17 protein-coding genes are annotated in these 20,201 nt (G+C 67.2%); 8 read left to right on the top strand and 9 right to left on the bottom strand.

Annotated elements, in window-relative coordinates; all coding sequences use genetic code 11:
* Positions 1-20: 20 nt before the first annotated feature.
* Both ASC87_RS13285 and ASC87_RS13280 read right to left on the bottom strand, forming a co-directional pair.
* On the bottom strand, positions 21-3,191 hold the full coding sequence (locus ASC87_RS13285) for an efflux RND transporter permease subunit (protein WP_056662283.1): 3,171 nt from the start codon (positions 3,189-3,191) through the stop codon (positions 21-23).
* Entirely contained in the window at positions 3,188-4,321 is a 1,134-nt protein-coding gene (locus tag ASC87_RS13280; protein WP_056662280.1) for an efflux RND transporter periplasmic adaptor subunit, read from the bottom strand. Before ASC87_RS13280 ends, ASC87_RS13285 begins: the two co-directional genes overlap by 4 nt.
* Positions 4,322-4,480: 159 nt before the next feature.
* Between ASC87_RS13280 and hpnC the strand changes: the two genes are divergently transcribed.
* Genes hpnC through ASC87_RS13260 form a run of 4 tightly spaced genes read left to right on the top strand, consistent with a single transcriptional unit; the run spans position 4,481 to position 8,247 of the window.
* Complete coding sequence (gene hpnC, locus ASC87_RS13275) at positions 4,481-5,338, top strand: squalene synthase HpnC (RefSeq protein ID WP_056662275.1); 858 nt, start codon at positions 4,481-4,483, stop codon at positions 5,336-5,338.
* Positions 5,335-6,171 (top strand): presqualene diphosphate synthase HpnD, encoded by an 837-nt coding sequence (gene hpnD, locus ASC87_RS13270; RefSeq protein ID WP_056662272.1) that lies wholly within the window; start codon positions 5,335-5,337, stop codon positions 6,169-6,171. The genes hpnC and hpnD overlap by 4 nt, the downstream gene beginning before the upstream one ends.
* Positions 6,171-7,436: a hydroxysqualene dehydroxylase HpnE gene (gene hpnE / locus ASC87_RS13265; protein ID WP_056662269.1), complete on the top strand. Its 1,266-nt coding sequence runs from the start codon at positions 6,171-6,173 to the stop codon at positions 7,434-7,436. Before hpnD ends, hpnE begins: the two co-directional genes overlap by 1 nt.
* Before the next feature lie 46 nt (positions 7,437-7,482).
* Positions 7,483-8,247 (top strand): IclR family transcriptional regulator, encoded by a 765-nt coding sequence (locus tag ASC87_RS13260; protein ID WP_082568611.1) that lies wholly within the window; start codon positions 7,483-7,485, stop codon positions 8,245-8,247.
* Between the two features lie 145 nt (positions 8,248-8,392).
* Here ASC87_RS13260 and pbpG read toward each other — a convergent pair whose 3' ends face one another.
* From pbpG to ASC87_RS13225, 7 genes are all read right to left on the bottom strand, one after another.
* Positions 8,393-9,490: a D-alanyl-D-alanine endopeptidase gene (pbpG, locus tag ASC87_RS13255; protein WP_056662263.1), complete on the bottom strand. Its 1,098-nt coding sequence runs from the start codon at positions 9,488-9,490 to the stop codon at positions 8,393-8,395.
* A 169-nt stretch (positions 9,491-9,659) separates the two neighbouring features.
* Positions 9,660-11,201: a 2-isopropylmalate synthase gene (locus ASC87_RS13250; protein WP_056662261.1), complete on the bottom strand. Its 1,542-nt coding sequence runs from the start codon at positions 11,199-11,201 to the stop codon at positions 9,660-9,662.
* 52 nt (positions 11,202-11,253) lie between these two features.
* Entirely contained in the window at positions 11,254-12,939 is a 1,686-nt protein-coding gene (gene leuA, locus ASC87_RS13245) for a 2-isopropylmalate synthase (protein WP_056662259.1), read from the bottom strand.
* Between the two features lie 228 nt (positions 12,940-13,167).
* Positions 13,168-14,007 (bottom strand): CDP-diacylglycerol--serine O-phosphatidyltransferase, encoded by an 840-nt coding sequence (gene pssA, locus ASC87_RS13240; RefSeq protein ID WP_056662256.1) that lies wholly within the window; start codon positions 14,005-14,007, stop codon positions 13,168-13,170.
* Between the two features lie 121 nt (positions 14,008-14,128).
* Entirely contained in the window at positions 14,129-15,145 is a 1,017-nt protein-coding gene (ilvC, locus tag ASC87_RS13235; RefSeq protein WP_056662251.1) for a ketol-acid reductoisomerase, read from the bottom strand.
* Between the two features lie 48 nt (positions 15,146-15,193).
* A complete protein-coding gene (gene ilvN / locus ASC87_RS13230) occupies positions 15,194-15,685 on the bottom strand; it encodes an acetolactate synthase small subunit (RefSeq protein ID WP_056662248.1) in 492 nt (163 codons plus the stop codon).
* Between the two features lie 168 nt (positions 15,686-15,853).
* The gene (locus ASC87_RS13225) at positions 15,854-17,644 is read right to left on the bottom strand and encodes an acetolactate synthase 3 catalytic subunit (protein WP_056662245.1); all 1,791 of its coding nucleotides are present in this window, start codon (positions 17,642-17,644) and stop codon (positions 15,854-15,856) included.
* A 256-nt stretch (positions 17,645-17,900) separates the two neighbouring features.
* Here ASC87_RS13225 and ASC87_RS13220 point away from each other — a divergent pair, with 256 nt between their 5' ends.
* The 4 genes from ASC87_RS13220 to ASC87_RS13205 are packed head-to-tail and all read left to right on the top strand — an operon-like array spanning position 17,901 to position 20,197.
* A complete protein-coding gene (locus ASC87_RS13220; protein ID WP_056662242.1) occupies positions 17,901-18,467 on the top strand; it encodes an RNA polymerase sigma factor in 567 nt (188 codons plus the stop codon).
* Positions 18,464-18,913, top strand: a complete 450-nt coding sequence (locus tag ASC87_RS13215) for a DUF3619 family protein (RefSeq protein WP_056662239.1) — start codon at positions 18,464-18,466, stop codon at positions 18,911-18,913. The genes ASC87_RS13220 and ASC87_RS13215 overlap by 4 nt, the downstream gene beginning before the upstream one ends.
* Positions 18,914-18,926: 13 nt before the next feature.
* Entirely contained in the window at positions 18,927-19,673 is a 747-nt protein-coding gene (locus tag ASC87_RS13210; protein WP_056662236.1) for a DUF3106 domain-containing protein, read from the top strand.
* Positions 19,670-20,197, top strand: coding sequence for an RDD family protein (locus ASC87_RS13205; RefSeq protein WP_056662233.1), 528 nt, complete (start codon positions 19,670-19,672; stop codon positions 20,195-20,197). Before ASC87_RS13210 ends, ASC87_RS13205 begins: the two co-directional genes overlap by 4 nt.
* Positions 20,198-20,201: the final 4 nt, after the last annotated feature.

The following is a 20,201-nucleotide window of genomic DNA, read 5'->3' as shown; positions in this document are numbered from 1 at the left end:
GATTCGGTCAGCCGGATATTTTAGCCGGTTGTCGCGGGTACCAGTCCATCAGCAGATGCCCGGGCCTCTTCCTCGGGCCGTTTGACCCGGAACCAGGCCGCGTACATGGCCGGCAACGCCAGCAGCGTCAGGGCCGTGGCGACGATCAGGCCGCCCATGATGGCCACGGCCATCGGGCCCCAGAACACGCTGCGCGACAGCGGGATCATCGCGAGCACGGCCGCCGCGGCCGTCAGGATGATGGGGCGGCAACGGCGCACCGCCGCCTCGACGATCGCGTCCCAGGTGGCGGCACCGTGCGCGCGGTCCTGCTCGATCTGGTCGATCAGGATCACCGAGTTGCGCATGATCATGCCCATCAGCGCGATCACGCCCAGCAGCGCCACGAACCCGAACGGGCGGTCGAGGATCAGCAGCGCCGCGGCGATGCCCGGCAGGCCGAGGGGCGCGGTCAGGAACACGAGCAAGGCGCGGCTGAAGCTGTGCAGTTGCAGCATCAGCAGCGTGAACATGATGAACAGCATCAGCGGCGCGCCCACGGCGATGGAGCCCTGCCCCTTGCTGCTTTCCTCGACGGCACCGGCGATGTCCACGCGGTAGCCCGGCGGCATCTTGGCGCGGAGGGGTTCGAACAGCGGGTTGAGCTGCGCGGTCACGGTGGCTCCCTGGATGCCGTCGACGATGTCGGCCTGCACGGTGACGGCGTAGTCGCGGCCCTCGCGCCACATCACCCCCGGCTCCCACACGAACGACGCCTTGACGATCTGGCTCAGCGGGATGCTGCGGCCGGACGTGGACGGCACGTAGGCGTTCGCGAGGTCCGTCAGCGCGTTGCGCTCGGCCTGCGGCGTGCGCAGCACGATGTCGATCAGCTTGTCGCCGTCACGGTACTGGCCTACGGTGCTGCCGGTGTTGGTGACCCGGGCGGCCTGCGAGATGGCCTGGCTCGACACGCCGAGCGCGCGCGCCTTGTCCTGGTCGACGTCCAGGCGCAACACCTTGACCGATTCGTTCCAGTTGTCGTTGAGGCCGCGCAGCAGTTCGTTGGAGCGCATCAGGTCCTTGACCTGGTCGGCGTAGCCGCGCACCAGGGTGGCGTCGGGCCCCACCACGCGGAACTGCACCGGGTAAGGCACCGGCGGCCCGTTCGGCAGCAGCTTCGGGCGGCCCCGCACCTCCGGGAATTCCGTGGCGAGCAGCTCGGGCAGCGTCTTCATCAGGCGCTGTCGCGTGGCGAGGTCCTTCGGCAGCACGACGATCTGGCTGACGTTGGTCTGCGGGAAGATCTGGTCGAGCACGAGCGCGAAGCGAGGCACGCCGCTGCCCACCCAGGTGGCCACGTGGTTCACGCCTTCCATCTTCAGCAGGCGGGCCTCGACGCGGCGCGTGGTTTCCTCGTTCGCGGCGAACGACGTGCCCTCGGGATACCAGAGGTCCACGAACACATCGAGCCGGCTCGAATCGGGGAAGAACTGGTTCTGCACCTTGGTCATGCCGAACAGGCCCAACCCCATGGCAGCCACGGTGGCGCCGATGGCGATCCAGCGGTGGGCCACGCACCAGTTCACGAGGCGGCGGAAACGTTCGTAGAACGGTGTGTCGAACAGCTCATGCGGTTCGCCCGCGGTGGCGGCATGCGGCGGCGGCTTCAGCAGCACGGTACCGAGGTACGGCACGAAATACACCGACACGATCCACGAGATCAGCAGCGCCACGGTGGTGACCGCGAAGATGGCGAAGGTGTACTCACCCACGGCCGACTTGGCCATGCCGATGGGCAGGAACCCGACGGCCGTGATCAGCGTGCCGGTCAGCATGGGCATCGCGGTGGCCTCGTACGCGAAGGTGGCGGCACGCACCTTGTCGTAGCCCTCCTCCAGCTTGCGCACCATCATCTCGACCGCGATGATCGCGTCGTCCACCAGCAGGCCGAGGGCGATGATCAGCGAGCCGAGCGAGATCTTGTGGAGCCCCACGCCCCAGTAGTACATGGCCACGAACGTGATGGCCAGCACGAGCGGGATGGTGATGCCCACCACCAGGCCCGGCCGCCAGTCGAGCGAGAAGCGCCACGACTTCGGCTTGAAGTGCAGCCCGAGGCTCACGAAACTGACGGCGAGCACGATCACGACGGCCTCGATCAGCGTGCCCACGAACTCGTTCACCGAGCCGGCCACCACGGTGGACTGGTTCTGGAACTGCGTCATCTCGATGCCCACCGGCAGGTCGGCGCGGATGGCCTGCACCGCCACGTCGAGCGACTTGCCGAGGCCGATGATGTCGCCGCCCTTGGCCATCGAGATGCCGAGCGCGATCACTTCCTTGCCCTGGTGGCGCACCCTCACCTGCGGCGGGTCGATGGTGCCGCGGCGCACGGTGGCGATGTCACCGAGCTTGATGGTGGCGCCGCCCGCGCGAATGGAGAAATTCTGCAGTTCCTCGACCGAGTTGAACTGCCCCGCCACCCGCACCTGCACCATGTCGGTGGGCGCGTCGAACGTGCCGGCGGATTCGACCGCGTTCTGCTGCCCCAGTTGCCCGAGCACCGCGTTGAAGTCGAGCCCGAGCTGGGCCAGGCGCTTCTGCGACATGTCGATGAAGATCTTCTCGTCCTGCGCGCCGAACACCTCGACCTTGTTGACGTCCTTGACCTTCAGCAGGCGCTGGCGGACCAGGTCGGCCTGGTCCTTCAGTTCGACCGCGTTGAAACCGTCGGCCGACAGCGCATAGATGCTGCCGTAGACGTCGCCGAACTCGTCGTTGAAGAACGGACCCAGCACACCGCCGGGCAGCGTGCCGCGCATGTCACCGATCTTCTTGCGCACCGTGTACCAGATCTGCGCCATGTCCTTGGCCTCGGACGAGTCCTTGACCTGGAAGATGATCAGCGTCTCGCCGGGCTTCGAGTAGCTGCGGATCTTGTCGGCGTTGGGCACCTCCTGAAGCGTCTTCTCGAGCTTGTCGGTCACCTGCTCGGCCACCTGCTGCGCGGTGGCCCCGGGCCAGTAGGCCCGCACGACCATGGCGCGGAAGGTGAACGGCGGGTCTTCGTCCTGGCCCAGCTGGAAGTACGCGGCCAGGCCGAGCACCATCATCACCACCAGCAGGTAGCGCGTCAGCGCCGAGTGCTCCAGCGCCCACCGGGAGATGTTGAACTTCTCGCGGTCCTCCACGTTCGCTGCGCCGCTCATTTGGCGGCCACCGGCGTCGGGGTGGAGCCTTGCACCGCACTGCCCGGCTCGACGAACAGCTTCACCTTCTGGCCGGGGTTCAGCACGTGCACACCCGCCGTGACCACGACGGCACCCGGGGCCAGGCCGGCGGTGATGACGGCCTCGTTGCCGTCGGCGCCGGCCACCTGTACCGGCTGGCTCTTGACGGTCATCGAGGAGGCGTCGACCACCCACACCGACGACTGGCCGCGATCCTCGCGCAATGCCGACAGCGGCAGCTTCGTGATGCCCTCCATCCTGGGCGACTCGGCAATGACCGTGGCAGTCTGGCCGAGGCGCATGGCCTTCGCCGCCGAGCCCGAGCCCAGGTCGGCCTTGACGAGGAACGTGCGGGTCACGGGATCGGCCGATGCGGCGATCTCGCGCAGCGTGACCGCCACCGGCTCGGCGTCAGCGCCCCACAGCCGCACCTTCAGGTAGCCGGGCTTGGCGGCCAGCGCCTTGAGCGTGCTGACCTTGTCTTCCGGCACCGCGAACACCACGTCGCGCGGGCCGTCGACCGCCAGGCGGATCACCGGCGCACCGGCGGCCACCACCATGCCGGGCTCGGCTTCCACCGCGGTCACCACACCGGCCACGTCGGCCACGAGCGCCGAGTAGGCCGCCTGGTTGCCCTGCACGCTCGACTGCGCGCGGGCCTGGTCGAGCTGGGCTCGGGCCGCCTTCAATGCGGTGTCACGCCGCTCGAGTTCGGCCGAGCTGATGAACCCCTGGTCACGCAGTTCCTTGAAACGCTTGAAATCGGCCTCGGTCTGGTCCATGTTGGCCTGCGCGGCGACCAGGCCGGCGCGTGCCGCGTCCTGGCCGAGCTTCAGGTCCTGCGGATCGAGTTGCGCGAGCAGTTGGCCGGGCTTGACCGAATCCCCCAGGTTGACGGCACGGCGCACGATCTTGCCGCCCACGCGGAACCCGAGACGCGACTCCGTGCGGGCGCGGACTTCTGCGGCGTATTCGTGCGCGCCACTGGTGGCGGCACGGGCTACCGTCAGTGTGCGCACCGCGCGAACGGGTTCTGGCGCTGGCTCGGGTTTGGAGCAGGCGGCGATCGACATCACGCCGAGCAAAAGGAGTGACAGGGACAAGCGCATGGGGTTCCTCGGCGGAGAGACGGTGCTGCAGTTAAATGACTGACTGGTCAGTAATGTATTCGTGTGCCCCGGGCGGTGTCAAACCCTGTTGCACGTCTGAGGGGCGTCACGGGAACCCCTCACGGAACAGCGACAATGCGGGCGGATTCCCCCTGCCCCATGAGCATCGAACACTACGAAAACTTCCCCGTGGCCTCGGTGTTGTGCCCCCCCGCACTGCGCCCGGCGGTGACCGCGATCTACCGGTTCGCCCGCACCGCCGACGACCTGGCCGACGAAGGTGATGCGCCCGCTGCGCAACGCCTGGACGACTTGCGTGCGTTCCGTGGCGAATTGCAAGCCACGGCCGGCGGCGCCACGCCCGGCCCCCGCTGGGCTGCGGTGTTTGCGCCGCTGCAGCGGCAGATCGCCGATCATGCCCTGCCTTTGCCGCTGCTGCACGACTTGCTGGGCGCCTTCGAGCAGGACCTCGTCCAGCAGCGCTACACCGACCGCCAGGACCTGATGGGCTACTGCCAGCGCTCGGCCAACCCGGTGGGCCGCCTGCTGCTGCACCTGTACGGCATCGACGACACCACGAGCCTGCAACGGTCCGACCAGATCTGCACCGCACTGCAACTCGCCAACTTCTGGCAGGACCTGAGCGTGGACACCGGTCGCAACCGCCTCTACATCCCGCTCGCGGACTGCGAACGGTTCGGCGTGGCGCCGGAGGCCCTGCTCGCGCGGCAGGATTCCCCCGCCGCGCGCGCGCTCGTGGCCGACATGGTGGGCTGGACCCGCACACTCATGCACGCCGGCAGCCCGCTCGTGCACACCGTGCCGGGGCGCGCCGGCTGGGAACTGCGCCTTGTGGTGCAGGGTGGCCTGCGCATCCTCGACCGGGTCGCGTTGCTCGGCCACGCGACCCTCGACACCCGCCCCACCCTCGGCTGGACCGACGTCGTCACCATGGCCTGGCGCGCGCTGCGCATGCGCCCGGCGCCGGCCCACCGTTTGCAGAAAGCCCGCCCATGACCCCCGAGCAGTATGTGCAGGACAAGGCCGCGAAGAGCGGGTCCAGCTTCTACTACGCGTTCCTCTTCCTGCCGCCGCCGCGCCGCGCGGCCATCACGGCTTTCTATGCGTTCTGCCGCGAGGTGGACGACGTGGTCGACGAGGTACAGGACCCCGGCGTGGCAGCCACCAAACTCGCGTGGTGGCGCAAGGAAGCCCATGCGGCCTTCGCCGGCCAGCCGTCCCACCCGGTGACGAAGGCGCTGATGCCCCACAGCGCCCCGTTCGACATCCGCGAGGACCACCTGCAGGCCGTGATCGACGGTTGCCAGATGGACCTGGACCAGTCGCGCTACCTCGACTTTCCCGGCCTCGCGCGCTACTGCCACCTGGTGGCGGGCATCGTGGGCGAAGTGGCCTCGTCCATCTTCGGGCGCACGAACCCGCAGACGGTGCAGTACGCGCACCGCCTGGGCCTCGCGATGCAACTCACCAACATCATCCGGGACGTGGGCGACGACGCGCGGCGCGGGCGCATCTACCTGCCGGTGTCCGAGCTGCAGCAGTTCGACGTGAAGGCGCACGAGGTGCTCAACCGCGGCTACAGCGAGCGCTTCACCGCGCTGATGAAGTTCCAGGCCGAACGCGCGCACCGCTGCTACGACGAGGCCATCGCGCTGTTGCCCGCCGAGGACCGCAAGGCCCAGAAACCCGGCCTGATGATGGCCCACATCTACCGCACGCTGCTGCGCGAGATCGAGGCGCAGAACTTCCAGGTGCTGCACCAGCGCACCTCGCTCACGCCGCTGCGCAAGCTCTGGATCGCGGCCCGCACGAACTGGACCGTGCGCTGATGGCGAAGGTCGCGGTGATCGGGGGCGGCTGGGCGGGCCTTGCCGCCGCCGTGCACGCCACCCGCGCTGGCCAGCACGTCACCGTCTTCGAGATGGCGCCGAGGCTCGGCGGCCGCGCGCGCCAGATCGACAGCCACGGGCTCGCGCTCGACAACGGCCAGCACATCCTGATCGGCGCGTACACCGAAACCCTCGCGCTGATGCAGCTGGTGGGCGTGGACCTGCAGCGCGCGCTCAAGCGCACTCCGCTTCGCATCGCGTACCCCGACGGCACCGGCCTGCAAATGCCAGCCGGCTCGCCGCTGCTGGCGTTCGCCCGGGGGGTGTGGGCCTACCCGGGCTGGACCCGCGGCGACAAGTGGGCGCTGCTGTCCACCGCCACCCGCTGGGCCCTTCAGGGCTTCCGCTGCCCGCCTTCCTGGACCGTGGCCCGCCTCACCCGCCACCTCCCCGCCTCCGTGCGCGATGCCCTGCTCGACCCGCTGTGCGTGGCCGCGCTCAACACCCCCGCGCCGCAGGCGAGCGCCCAGGTATTCCTGCGCGTGCTGAAAGACGCGCTGTTCAGCGGCCCCGGCTCGGCCGACCTGCTGCTGCCACGCTGGAAACTCAGCGCACTGTGGCCCGACCCTGCCGGCCGATGGTTGGCCCAGGCCGGCGCGGCCGTGCACCTGTCGCGCCGTGTCGACGCCATCGCCCCGTCCGGCCCCGGATGGCTGGTGGACGGTGAACCGTTCGAGCACGTGGTGCTCGCGTGCACGGCCACCGAGGCCGCGCGGCTCGCTGAACCGCATGCACCCGACTGGGCCACGGCGGCCCGCAGCCTGCAGTACGAACCCATCGTCACCGTCTACGCCCACAGCCCGGACACGCAGCTGCCACAGCCGATGCTGGCGTTGCGCAACGGCGATCAGGCCCCGGCCCAGTTCGTGTTCGACCTCGGGGCCTTGAGTGGCATGGAAGGCGTGCTGGCCTTCGTGATCAGCGGCGCGGCACCGTGGGTGGCACGCGGGGGCGACGCCACGCTCGCCGCCACGCTGCGCCAAGGGCAGAAGGCCCTGGCCCCGTTCCTGCGCAGCCCGCTGGTGGGGCTGCGCGCGGTCACGGAAAAACGGGCCACGTTCCTGTGCACGCCCGGGCTCGCGCGGCCCGGCAAGACCGTCCTGCCCGGGCTGTCGGCGGCGGGCGACTACATTGACGGGCCCTACCCGGCCACGCTCGAAGGGGCGATCCGGTCAGGCCGGGATGCGGCAAACACCACGGCGTGAATTTCGCCATGCAAAAACAGCCGCAAACTGGTTCACAATGATGCGCATGAAAAGCAAAGAGGATCAGAAGCCCGCGATCCAGGTGCTCGAGCGCATGTTCTCGCTGCTGGACCTGCTGGCATCGCACCAGGATCCGGTCTCGCTGAAGCTGATCAGCGAGCAGACGGGCCTGCACCCGTCCACCGCCCACCGCATCCTGAATGACCTGACGGTGGGCCGCTACGTGGACCGCCCTGAAGCCGGCAGCTACCGCCTCGGCATGCGCCTGCTGGAATTGGGCAACCTCGTGAAGGCGCGGCTCGACGTGCGCGACGCCGCCCTCGGCCCCATGCGCGAGCTGCACAAGCTCACTCACCAGCCGGTGAACCTGTCGATGCGCCAAGGCGACGAGATCGTCTACATCGAGCGCACGTACAGCGAGCGCTCGGGCATGCAGGTGGTGCGTGCCGTGGGCGGCCGCGCCCCGCTGCACCTCACGTCCGTGGGCAAGCTGTTCCTGGCCCATGACGACCCGCAGCGCGTGCGCGCCTACGCCACCCGCACGGGCCTCGCAGGCCACACCAAGAACAGCATCACCGACGTGCCATCCCTGGAGCGCGAACTCTCGAAGGTGCTGCAGTACGGCACCGCCCGGGACGACGAGGAACTGGAGCTGGGCGTGCGCTGCATGGCCGCGGCCATCCTGGACGACCAGGGCAAGCTGGTGGCAGGGCTTTCCATCTCGGCCCCTGCCGATCGCCTTGAAGAAGGCTGGCTCGAACGGCTCAAGGCCACGGCCGCGCAGATCTCCGCCGCGCTGGGCCACCGCTGAATCGGGCGCTTCGCCCCAAAAGCAAAACGGCCCCGAGGGGCCGTTTTGCGTGGCGGAGGTATTCGTTCTCAAGCAAATGTGGCTTTGCCACTTTGCTTGACCCCCCTTGGGGGGCGGGCTGGGCGCAGCCCGGACCTGGGGGCGCTCAGGACGTGATCTTCGGCACTGCCACGGAGGTGACTGGCAAGGTGGGCACGTGCGGTTGCGCCGTGGCCGGGTGGGCCATGGGCAGTGTTTCGTTGATCCACTTGCGAACGCGCTCGGCGTCACCGATGCGGGAGTAGCGGCCCGCGGAATCGAGGAACACCATGATGACCTGGCGGCCGGCCAGCTTGGCCTGCATCACGAGGCAGCGCCCGGCTTCGGAGATGTAGCCGGTCTTTTGCAGACCGATTTCCCATTCGGGGTTCTTCACCAGGCCGTTGGTGTTGTGGAACTGCAGCTGGCGCTGGCCCACGGCCACCTGGTACTCGAGCGACGTGGACAGGTCACGGATGATCTGGTGGCCGTGTGCGTGCTTGACCAGCGTGGCCAGGTCACGGGCGCTGGACTGGTTGCGGCTGGACAGGCCGGTGGGCTCGACGTAGCGGGTGTCGCTCATGCCCAGTTCGCCAGCCTTGCGGTTCATTGCGGTGACAAACGCCGACATGCCACCAGGGTAGGAGCGGCCCAGCGCATGCGCGGCACGGTTCTCTGACGACATGAGGGCCAGGTGCAGCATTTCCTCGCGGGTGAGCTGCGTGCCCACGCTCAGGCGGGACCGGCTGCCCTTTTCGGTGTCCACGTCGTCTTGCGTGACGGTGAGCACTTCGTCGAGCGGGAGGTGGGCCTCGGTGACCACCACGGCCGTCATCAGCTTCGTGATGGACGCGATGGGCAGGACAGCCTGGGAATTCTTGCTGAAAAGGACTTCGTTGGTGTCCTGGTCGAGCACGAGGGCGACGCTCGACTTGAGGTCGAGCGGGTCGGCCGTGCCATGCAGGCCGGACAACTGGCCGAACGATGCCCGGATGGGCTCGGCACGCATCGCCACCTGGCGGGACCGAACGGCCACGAGGCGGCCCTTGCGGACCAGGGTGGCCGAGTGCTTGGGCGACGACGCGGTTCTGGCGACGACGGCACGGCCCTTGCCCTTGGCGGGCGCAGCCTTCGCGACCACGGCGGGCTTTTTCTTGACGGCGCGCGACTTGGACGCCGCTGCCCCGGCCGCAAGCGGAACCGAGACAGCCACAACCAGCACCATCAGGGCACGCAGAAGACCAGTTACAGAATTTGGCGCAAATCGAAACACAACTACCCCTTCACGCTCGTTACGACGAGTGTAGGCGAAAGAAAAAAAGCACGCAAGATCAGAAACTTACGCGCTCTTCCTCAAGCCAGCCCTGATTGTGTCAGGGACTGTGACTGAATGTTCAGCCTTGGGCAGCGACTCGTTCGTTTTTGCTATGCAACTTGTTCAACGCTGCGAGGTAGGCCTTGGCAGATGCCACCACGATGTCGGGATCGGAGCCCACACCGTTGACCACCCTGCCGCCATGTTGAAGACGGACAGTCACTTCGCCCTGCGATTCTGTGCTTCCTGAGGTGATGGCATTCACCGAATAGAGCAGCATTTCCGCCCCAGATTTCACTTGGGACTCGATGGCCTTCAGGCTGGCATCGACCGGGCCGTTGCCATCGCTTTCGGTGTGGAATTCCGAGGTGCCCGCGGCAAACGCCACCTTGGCGAACGGGCGTTCACCGGTTTCCGAGCGCTGCGACAGCGACAAAAGGCGGTAGTGCTCCTGCTCCGCAGTCACCGACTCGTCCATCACGAGGGCCACGATGTCCTCGTCGAAGATGTCGCTCTTGCGGTCGGCCAGTTCCTTGAACTTGGCAAACGCCGCGTTGACCTCGGCCTCGGACTCCAGCGACACACCGAGCTCCTGCAGGCGCTGCTTGAACGCGTTGCGCCCCGACAGCTTGCCCAGCACGATCTTGTTGGCCGACCAGCCCACGTCTTCCGCGCGCATGATCTCGTAGGTGTCGCGGGCCTTGAGCACGCCGTCCTGGTGGATGCCCGACGCGTGGGCGAACGCGTTGGCGCCCACCACCGCCTTGTTCGGCTGCACCACGAAACCCGTGGTCTGCGACACGAGGCGCGACGCCGGCACGATCTGCGACGCGTCGATGCCGATGTCGAGGCCGAAGTAGTCGCGGCGCGTCTTCACGGCCATCACCACCTCTTCGAGGGAGCAGTTGCCTGCCCGTTCACCGAGACCGTTGATCGTGCATTCGATCTGGCGTGCACCACCGATCTTCACGCCCGCGAGCGAGTTGGCCACGGCCATGCCCAGGTCGTTGTGGCAGTGCACGGACCAGATGGCCTTGTCGGAGTTCGGGATGCGCGTGCGCAGGTCGAGGATGAACTGGCCGTACAGCTCGGGCACGGCATAACCCACCGTGTCCGGGATGTTCAGCGTGGTGGCGCCGGCATCGATCACGGCTTCGAGCACGCGGCACAGGAAGTCGGGGTCGGAGCGGTAGCCGTCCTCGGGCGAGAACTCCACGTCGCCCGTGAGGTTGCGGGCGAACTTGACCGACAGCCGGGCCTGCTCAAACACCTGGTCGGGTGTCATGCGCAGCTTCTTTTCCATGTGCAACGCACTCGTTGCCAGGAACAGGTGGATGCGGGTGGACGCCCCGCCCTGCAACGCCTCGGCGGCCCGCGAGATGTCGCGGTCGTTCGCACGCGCCAGCGAACAGACGGTGCTGTCCTTGATGGCGTTCGCGATGGCCCGCACGGCCTCGAAGTCGCCGTTCGAGGACGCGGCAAACCCGGCCTCGATCACATCGACCTTCAGCCGCTCGAGCTGGCGCGCGATGCGCAGCTTCTCGTCCTTGGTCATCGAGGCGCCAGGCGATTGCTCGCCGTCGCGCAGCGTCGTGTCGAAAATGATCAGCTTGTCGGCCATGGTGATGCTCCTGTTGTTCTGGAATGCGTGTTGCGGCGGCAGGGACCGGATCTTAGGCCACCGCCGCAGCCGGCGTCCGCGGTGCGGATTGGCGTTTCGCCCGGACCACCCCGGACAGGATCGCCTTCAGTGACGCCGACACGATGTCCGCGTCGATGCCCACGCCGAAGAGGCTGGTGGTGTCGTCGATGCGCAGCTCGAGGTAGGCCACCGCACGGGCGTCGGCCCCGCTGCCGATGGCGTGCTCGTGGTAGTCCAGCACGCGCACCGCATGGCCATGGGCATGGAGTGCGGCCACGAAGGCATCGATGGGGCCGCTGCCTGCGCCCTTCACGGCCATGTGGCGGCCACCGGCAGTGACTTCCGCTGCGAGTTCCACCACGCCCTGCTCGCGCGTGACGATCACCGGTTGGGCCACGGCCACGTCGCCAAGGGCGAACTCACGCTCGAAGATGCCCCAGATGTCGGCAGCGCTCTGTTCCTTGCCGGTGTCGTCCATCACGCCCTGCACCACCTGGCTGAACTCGATCTGCAGGCGGCGCGGCAACTCGATGCCGTACTCGGCCTCGAGCAGGTAGGCGATGCCCCCCTTGCCCGACTGGCTGTTCACGCGGATCACCGCGTCGTAGCTGCGGCCGAGGTCCTTGGGGTCGATCGGGAGGTACGGGATGTCCCACATGTCGTCGGGCCGGGCCAGCGCGAACGCCTTCTTGATCGCGTCCTGGTGCGAGCCGGAGAACGAGGTGTAGACGAGGTCGCCCACGTACGGGTGGCGCGGGTGCACGGGCAGCTGGTTGCAGTGCTCGACGCAGCGGCGCACCTCGTCGATGTCCGAGAAATCGAGGTTCGGCGCGATGCCCTGCGTGTAGAGGTTCAGCGCCACGTTGACGAGGTCGAGGTTGCCGGTGCGCTCACCGTTGCCGAAGAGGCAGCCCTCGAGACGGTCGGCACCGGCGAGCAACGCAAGTTCACCGGTGGCCGTGCCGGTACCGCGGTCGTTGTGCGGGTGCACGGACAGCACGATGCTGTCGCGGCGGGCCATGTGCCGGTGCATCCACTCGATCATGTCGGCGAACACGTTGGGCGTGCAGCGCTCGATGGTGGTGGGGAGGTTGACGATGCACTTGCGCTCGGGCGTGGGTGCCCAGACGGCGGTCACCGCGTCGACCACCCGCAGCGCAAAGGGCAACTCGGTGTCCGAGAACGTTTCAGGCGAATACTCGAAACGCCAGTCGGTGCCGGGTTGGGCATCGGCCAGATCCTTGAAGAGCTTCGCGTGGGTCACGGCGAGGTCCACCACGCCGTCCTCGTCGAGGCCCAGCACCACGTTGCGCATCACCGGCGCGGTGGCGTTGTAGAGGTGCACGATGGCGCGCGGCGCGCCCTGCAACGCCTCGAAGGTGCGGCGGATCAGCGGCTCGCGGGCCTGTGTGAGCACCTGGATGGTCACGTCATCGGGGATGCGGTTGCCCTCGATCAGCATCCGGAGGAAATCGAACTCGGTCTGCGATGCGGACGGAAACCCGACCTCGATTTCCTTGAAACCCACCTTCACGAGCATGTCGAACATGCGCAGCTTGCGGGCGATGTCCATGGGCTCGATGAGCGCCTGGTTGCCATCGCGCAAGTCGGTGCTGAGCCACTGGGGCGCGGCGGTCAGCACGGCGTCGGGCCACCGGCGGTCGGCGAGCTTGACGGGGGCGAAGGGACGGTATTTCTGCTGGGGTTGCTTCAACATGGAATGCTCCTGTGAGTCATGAGCGCAACCAGCGGAAAGCTTCGGGGAAAAGCAAAACGGCCCAATGCTGGTTGCATACGGGCCGTTGAGACGAATCGAAAAGACGTGACTGGTCAGCGAGCCCGAGGAACTCCTAGACCTAGCAGGGAAAGTGCGTTGAACGACGTCATGGATTCGAATATAGCATCCCGCGCGGGTTTGTGGTGTGCGAGTTCACACACCGGGCCGTCAGCGGTGGAGCCCTTCTTCGTCGGGTTCGTCGGTGGACGTGGCGATCATGCTCACCGGCCGGCCTTTCGCCCGCTTCCAGACGTACACGCCGTAGCCCGATGTGCCGTACACGCAGAACAGTGCAAACAGCACGAGCGGCGGGTGCAGCGTGATCAGGGCAATCGACAGCGCGATGGCCACGATCACGATGAACGGCACCGAGCGCTTGAAGCTCACGTCCTTGAAGCTGTAGAACGGCACGTTGGTCACCATGGTGAGGCCGGCATACAGCGTGAAGCCGAAGGAGGTCCACGCGAGCCACACCGGGAAGCCCGCGCGCGCCTCACGGCCGCCCACGTAGCCGAAGGTATCCATGACCCAGATGAAACCCATGACCAGTGCGGCAGCGGCCGGGCTGGGCAGGCCCTGGAAGAAGCGCTTGTCGACCACGGCGAGGTTCGTGTTGAACCGTGCGAGGCGCAGCGCGGCGCACGCGCAGTACACGAACGCGGCGATCCACCCGGGCTTGCCCAGGTCGGTAAGCGCCCATTCGTAGACGATGAGCGCGGGGGCTGCGCCGAAGGAGACCATGTCCGAGAGGCTGTCCATCTGCTCGCCGAACGTGCTCTGCGTGTTGGTCATGCGGGCCACGCGGCCGTCCAGGCTGTCGAGCACCATCGCGCAGAAGACGCCGATGGCCGCCTGCTCGAAGCGCCCGTTCATGGCCATCACGATGGCATAGAACCCACCAAACAGCGCCGCCACCGTGAACAGGTTCGGCAGGATGTAGATGCCCTTGCGACGAGGGCGCGCGGGCGCATCGTCGACTTCCAGTGTCGGGTTGTCGCCATCGTGCATCGGGGTGTCTCGGGTGGAAAAATTCATCGCGGGAAGGATAACGCAGGGTCGCAAAAAAAGGCCGCAAGGTTTCCCTTGCGGCCCGTGCCCGCCAGCCGCGCGAACGCGGCGGGCGTGCCGATCAGTTCTTGCTTTGATCGACGAGGCGGTTCTTCTTGATCCAGGGCATCATGGCGCGCAGTTGCTCACCGACCTGTTCGATCGGGTGCTCGGCGGTCAGGCGGCGGCGCGACAGCAGCGTCGGGGCACCGGCCTTGTTCTCGAGGATGAAGCTCTTCGCGTATTCGCCGGTCTGGATGTCCTTCAGGCACTGGCGCATCGCGTCCTTGGTGGCTTCGGTCACGATACGCGGACCCGTCACGTACTCGCCGTATTCGGCGTTGTTCGAGATCGAGTAGTTCATGTTCGCGATGCCGCCTTCGTAGATCAGGTCGACGATGAGCTTGAGCTCGTGCAGGCACTCGAAGTACGCCATTTCGGGCGCGTAACCGGCTTCGGTCAGCGTTTCGAAACCGGCCTTGATCAGCTCGACAGCGCCGCCGCACAGCACGGCTTGTTCGCCGAACAGGTCGGTTTCGGTTTCTTCGCGGAAGTTGGTTTCGATGATGCCGGCCTTGCCGCCGCCGTTGGCAGCCGCGTAGCTCAGGGCCAGGTCACGCGCCTTGCCGGTCTTGTCGGCGTAGACGGCGATCAGGTGAGGCACGCCGCCACCTTGCGAGTAGGTGCCACGCACGGTGTGGCCCGGGGCCTTCGGCGCCACCATCCACACGTCCAGGTCGGCGCGGGGGGTGACTTGACCGTAGTGCACGTTGAAGCCGTGGGCGAAGGCGAGCGAGGCGCCTTGCTTGATGTTCGGCTCGACTTCTTCCTTGTACACGGCGGCAATCTGCTCGTCGGGCAGCAGGATCATGACCACGTCGGCGGACTTCACCGCGTCGGCGATCTCGGCGACCTTCAGGCCGGCCTTCTCGGCCTTGCCCCACGAGGCGCCCGACTTGCGAACGCCAACGGTGACCTTCACGCCGCTGTCGTTCAGGTTCTGGGCGTGGGCGTGGCCTTGCGAGCCGTAGCCGATGATCGTGACGTTCTTGCCCTTGATCAGGCTCAGGTCGGCGTCCTTGTCGTAGTAAACCTTCATGCTTCTCTCCTTCAGATCAGTTCAGTAAATAGCGGGTCGGGGGTTGGATCAAACGCGCAGGATGCGCTCGCCGCGACCGATCCCGCTGGCGCCGGTACGCACGGTTTCAAGAATGGCGGTGCGGTCGATGGCCTCGAGGAAGGCATCGAGCTTGCTGGAATCGCCGGTGAGTTCAATGGTGTAGCTCTTCTCGGTCACATCGATGATGCGGCCGCGGAAGATGTCGGCCATGCGCTTCATCTCCTCGCGCTCTTTCCCCACCGCACGCACCTTGATGAGCATCAGTTCGCGCTCGGTGAAGCTGCCTTCGGTGAGGTCCACCACCTTGACCACCTCGATGAGGCGGTTCAGGTGCTTGGTGATCTGTTCGATGACGTCGTCGGACCCGGTGGTCACGATGGTCATGCGCGAGAGCGACGCGTCCTCGGTGGGCGCGACGGTCAGGCTCTCGATGTTGTAGCCGCGGGCGGAAAAGAGTGCCACGACGCGCGACAGCGCGCCGGGCTCGTTCTCGAGCAGCAGGGCAATGATGTGTTTCATGGGTGTCTTGTCACCGGGCACTTCGGACCGCTGGCGGTGGCCAGGGGCCCTTGGGGCACGGCGCTCCAGAGGATGTCGTGTGGAAAGGGATGGGAAGAGGTTCGGCGCATTCCGCGTGCGTTCGGACGGGGGGTTGTGCCACCCCGCCCCTGGCGCGCGTTCAACGGTTCACAGGTCTTCGGACCCCAGCAGCATTTCGGAGATGCCCTTGCCCGCCTGCACCATGGGCCAGACGTTTTCGGTCGGGTCGGTGCGGACGTCGAGGAACACGGTACGGTCCTTCAGGCGGATGGCCTCCTTGAGTGCCGGCTCCACGTCGGAAGGCTTCTCGATCTTCAGGCCCACGTGGCCATAGGCCTCGGCGAGCTTGACGAAGTCGGGGAGCGCTTCCATGTAGCTGTGCGAGTAGCGCTTGCCGTAGTCGAGCTCCTGCCACTGCCGCACCATGCCCAGGTAGCGGTTGTTCAGCGAGATGATCTTGACCGGCGTCTTGTACTGGAAGCAGGTGGACAGCTCCTGGATGCACATCTGGATGGAGCCTTCGCCGGTGATGCAGAACACGTCCGCATCGGGCTTGGCCATCTTGATGCCCATCGCGTACGGCAGGCCCACGCCCATCGTGCCCAGGCCACCGGAGTTGATCCAGCGGCGCGGCTCGTCGAAGCGATAGTACTGGGCGGCCCACATCTGGTGCTGCCCCACGTCGGACGTGATGTAGGTGTCGCCGTCCTTCGTGAGGCGCCACAGCGTTTCGATGACGCTCTGCGGCTTGATGACCTCGGTGCTGTTCTTGAAGACCAGGCACTCGCGCTTGCGCCATTCGGTGATCTGGTTCCACCAGGCGTTGAGCGCGTTGGCATCGGGCTTGGCCTGGGCTTCCTTGACCTGGGCGATCAGCTCCTGCAGCACGTCCTTCACGTCGCCGACGATCGGGATGTCGACCTTGACGCGCTTCGAGATGGACGACGGGTCGATGTCGATGTGGACGATCTTGCGTTCGACCGAGGCGAAGTGCTTCGGATTGCCGATGACGCGGTCGTCGAACCGGGCGCCCACGGCCAGCAGGACGTCGCAGTTCTGCATCGTCATGTTGGCTTCGTACGTGCCGTGCATGCCCAGCATGCCGAGGAACTTGGGGTCGGACGACGGGAAGGCGCCGAGGCCCATCAGCGTGTTGGTGACGGGGTAGCCCAGCAGGTTCACCAGCTCGCGCAGTTCGGCCGAGGCGTTGCCGAGCACCACACCGCCGCCGGTGTAGATGTAGGGGCGCTTCGCGGCGAGCAGCAGCTGGACGGCCTTGCGGATCTGGCCGCCGTGGCCCTTGCGCACCGGGTTGTACGAGCGCATTTCCACCGTGGCCGGGTAATGGAACGGCGTGGTGTGGAGGGAGACGTCCTTCGGGATGTCGACCACGACAGGGCCGGGGCGGCCGGTGCGGGCGATGTGGAAGGCTTTTTTCAGCGTGGTGGCCAGGTCACGCACGTCCTTCACGAGGAAGTTGTGCTTGACGATCGGGCGCGTGATGCCGACGGTGTCGCACTCCTGGAAGGCGTCGAGGCCGATCGCCGGCGTGGGAACCTGCCCGGTGATGATCACCATCGGGATGGAGTCCATGTACGCGGTGGCGATGCCGGTGATGGCATTGGTGACACCGGGGCCGGACGTGACCAGGGCCACACCGACGTCACCCGTGGCGCGGGCGTAGCCGTCGGCCGCGTGGACGGCCGCCTGCTCGTGGCGCACGAGCACGTGGTGGATGGTGTCTTGCTTGTAGAGGGCGTCGTAGATGTACAGGACCGCACCGCCGGGGTAGCCCCAGAGGTACTTGACACCTTCGGCCTGGAGGCACTTGACGAGGATCTCGGACCCGTTCGGGTCGGTGGGGGGGGTGGCGTTGGCGGTGGAGGCCGGTGCCTGCGCTTGGGGCGCGCGCTTGTTTTCTGTGGCAGACATGTCCATTTCGAACCTTTGTGATTTTCTCTGACGAAAAACCATCGGTGCACCTCTCCTCGCTCTTGTGGAGCGGGTGTGGTGCCTGCGGAATCCAAAACCGAGCGCCCGGGTCGGGTCGCTCATTCGAGATCTAGCTGTTGTGCAAGGATGGGATTATGGCATCGGTTTGGGGATCCGAAGCGCCACGGTCGGGCATTGGCGACCCAGGGTGCGATAATCCGCCCCATTTTCGACCAAGCCTGATTTCCCCGGGCGCAATTCCTTGGCATCCGACAAAGAACTGTCCGACTTCCTGAAAAGCGTGGAGCGGCGCGCCTTCAAGCGCGCGGTGTACGCCGTCCGGGACGACGATGCCGCCCTCGACATCGTCCAGGACTCGATGATCCGGCTCGCGGAGAAATACGCGGACCGTCCCGCGGCCGAACTGCCGCTCGTGTTCCAGCGCATCCTGACGAACGCCACGATGGACTGGTTCCGCCGCCAGAAGGTGCGCGGCGCGCTGTTCCGGAACTTTTCCGAATTCGAATCGTCCAGCGACGACGGCGACCACGACCTCCTGGAAACCCTCGCGGGACAGGACGAGAGTTCTGCCACGGAAAGCGCGGCAGACTCGTTTTCACGGGCTCAGATCCTGCTTTTGATCGACGGAGAGGTGTCTCGTTTGCCAACGCGTCAACGGGAAGCCTTTTTGCTCCGTTACTGGGAGGAACTCGATGTCGCCGAAACGGCGGCGGTGATGGGCTGCTCGGAGGGAAGTGTCAAGACACACTGCTCCCGGGCCGTGCATTCACTGGCAGCGAGCTTGAAGACCAAGGGGATCACGCTATGAATTCGCAACGGCCGGGCGCCACACCCAACACCGAGGCCCTGGAGGCCCGCTTCGCGCTGCGCGCGACGGCGCACCTGACCGCCCGCGCCGAGGCCCTGCCCCAGGACATCACCGAGCGCCTCCGCGTCGCCCGCGAGCAGGCCATCCAGCGCGCCCGCGCGGTGCGCACCGAGGTAGCCCCGCAAGTGGCGGCCTCCCGCGCCGGGGCCACGCTCACCTGGCCGGGCGCCCCGTCCGACGGCGGCTCCGGCTGGTGGCTGAAGCTCGGCGCGCTGCTGCCCCTCGTGGCGCTGGTGGCCGGGTTGATGCTGATCCAGGACTGGCACGGCAGCAACCAGGTGTCCGCCGCGGCCGAAATCGACGCCTCGCTGCTCTCCGACGACCTCCCCCCGTCCGCCTACAGCGACCCCGGCTTCGTGGAATTCTTGAAATCGCCCCAGGACTGATCGGATCCGAACCGTGCCCTTCTCCCGTTCCATCGCTTCGTGGTGCGTGGTGTGTGCCCTGGCCGGCATCGCCGGGTTCGCGGCGCATGCGCAGCCAGCGTCGCCGCGTGCGGCCGCACAGGCGGGCGAGGGTCGTTCCTGGGCGTCGCTCAGCACGGCGCAGCAGAACGCGCTGCGCCCGCTGCAGCAGGAATGGCACACCATCGAGGCCAACCGCAAGGTCAAGTGGATCGAGGTCGCCGACCGCCTGCCGGCCATGCACCCCGAGGAGCGTGAACGCGTCCAGGCCCGCATGACCGAATGGGCCAACCTGAGCCCGCGCGAGCGCGGGCAGGCCCGCCTGAACTACAAGGAAGCCCAGCAGGTGCCCGCCGAGGACCGCAAGGCCCGCTGGGAGGCCTACAAGTCGCTGCCCCCCGAACAGCAGCGCCAGCTGGCCGAACGGGCCACGCCCGCCCCGCCCGAGCGCCGTGTCCGCCGGGAGGAGCCGCCCACCAAGTCCACGCTCGTGCCCAACAACGCCGTGGCCCGGCCGAACGCCATCGCCCCGTCCATCGCCCAGGCCCAGCCCGGGGCCACCACGAACCTCGTGACCAAGCGCCCCACCCCGCCAGCGCACCAGCAGCCCGGCCTGCCCAAGATCGCCACCGGCGCGTCGTTCGTCGACAGCAAGACCCTGCTGCCCAAGCGCGGCGCCCAAGGGGCTGCCACCGGCTCGGCCACCGCCGCCTCGGCGCCCCTGGTCGTGGCCCGGCCATGACGGCCACGCTGACCGCCGGGGCCGCTTCCACCACGACACCCAGCCTGCGCCGCCGCTTCGCCTCGCTGCTGTACGAGGTGGTGGTGCTGTTCGGCGTGGCGCTGGTGTCCGGTGCCGTCGGGGCCTTGTTCATCGCGATCACCGGCCACCAGCAGGACACCGCCGCCCGCATCGCCGCGTTCTTGATCTTCGGTGCGTACTTCACCTGGTTCTGGACCCGCCGGGGCCAGACCCTGCCCATGCAGACCTGGCACATCCGGCTCGTGACGGCCAGCGGCTCGCCCCTCACGCTGCAGCGCGCCGCCGCCCGCTATGCCGCGGCCTACCTGTGGTTCGCGCCAGGCGTGATGGCCGCCTGGGCCGTGGGCTGGAGCCGGGAGCAGGCGCTCTATGCAGCCGGAGTGAACGTCGTGGCCTACGGCTTGCTCGCGCTGCTGCGCCCCGACCGCCAGTTCCTCCACGACGCACTCTGTGGCACCCGCCTCATCGACGTCCAGCACGAGCGCCGCCCGTCAACGCGCTGACGCA

The organism is Rhizobacter sp. Root1221 (genome assembly GCF_001425785.1).
GTDB lineage: Bacteria > Pseudomonadota > Gammaproteobacteria > Burkholderiales > Burkholderiaceae_C > Rhizobacter.
Note: the sequence above shows the minus strand (reverse complement) of the source record. Positions and strands in the feature narration are given on the sequence as shown.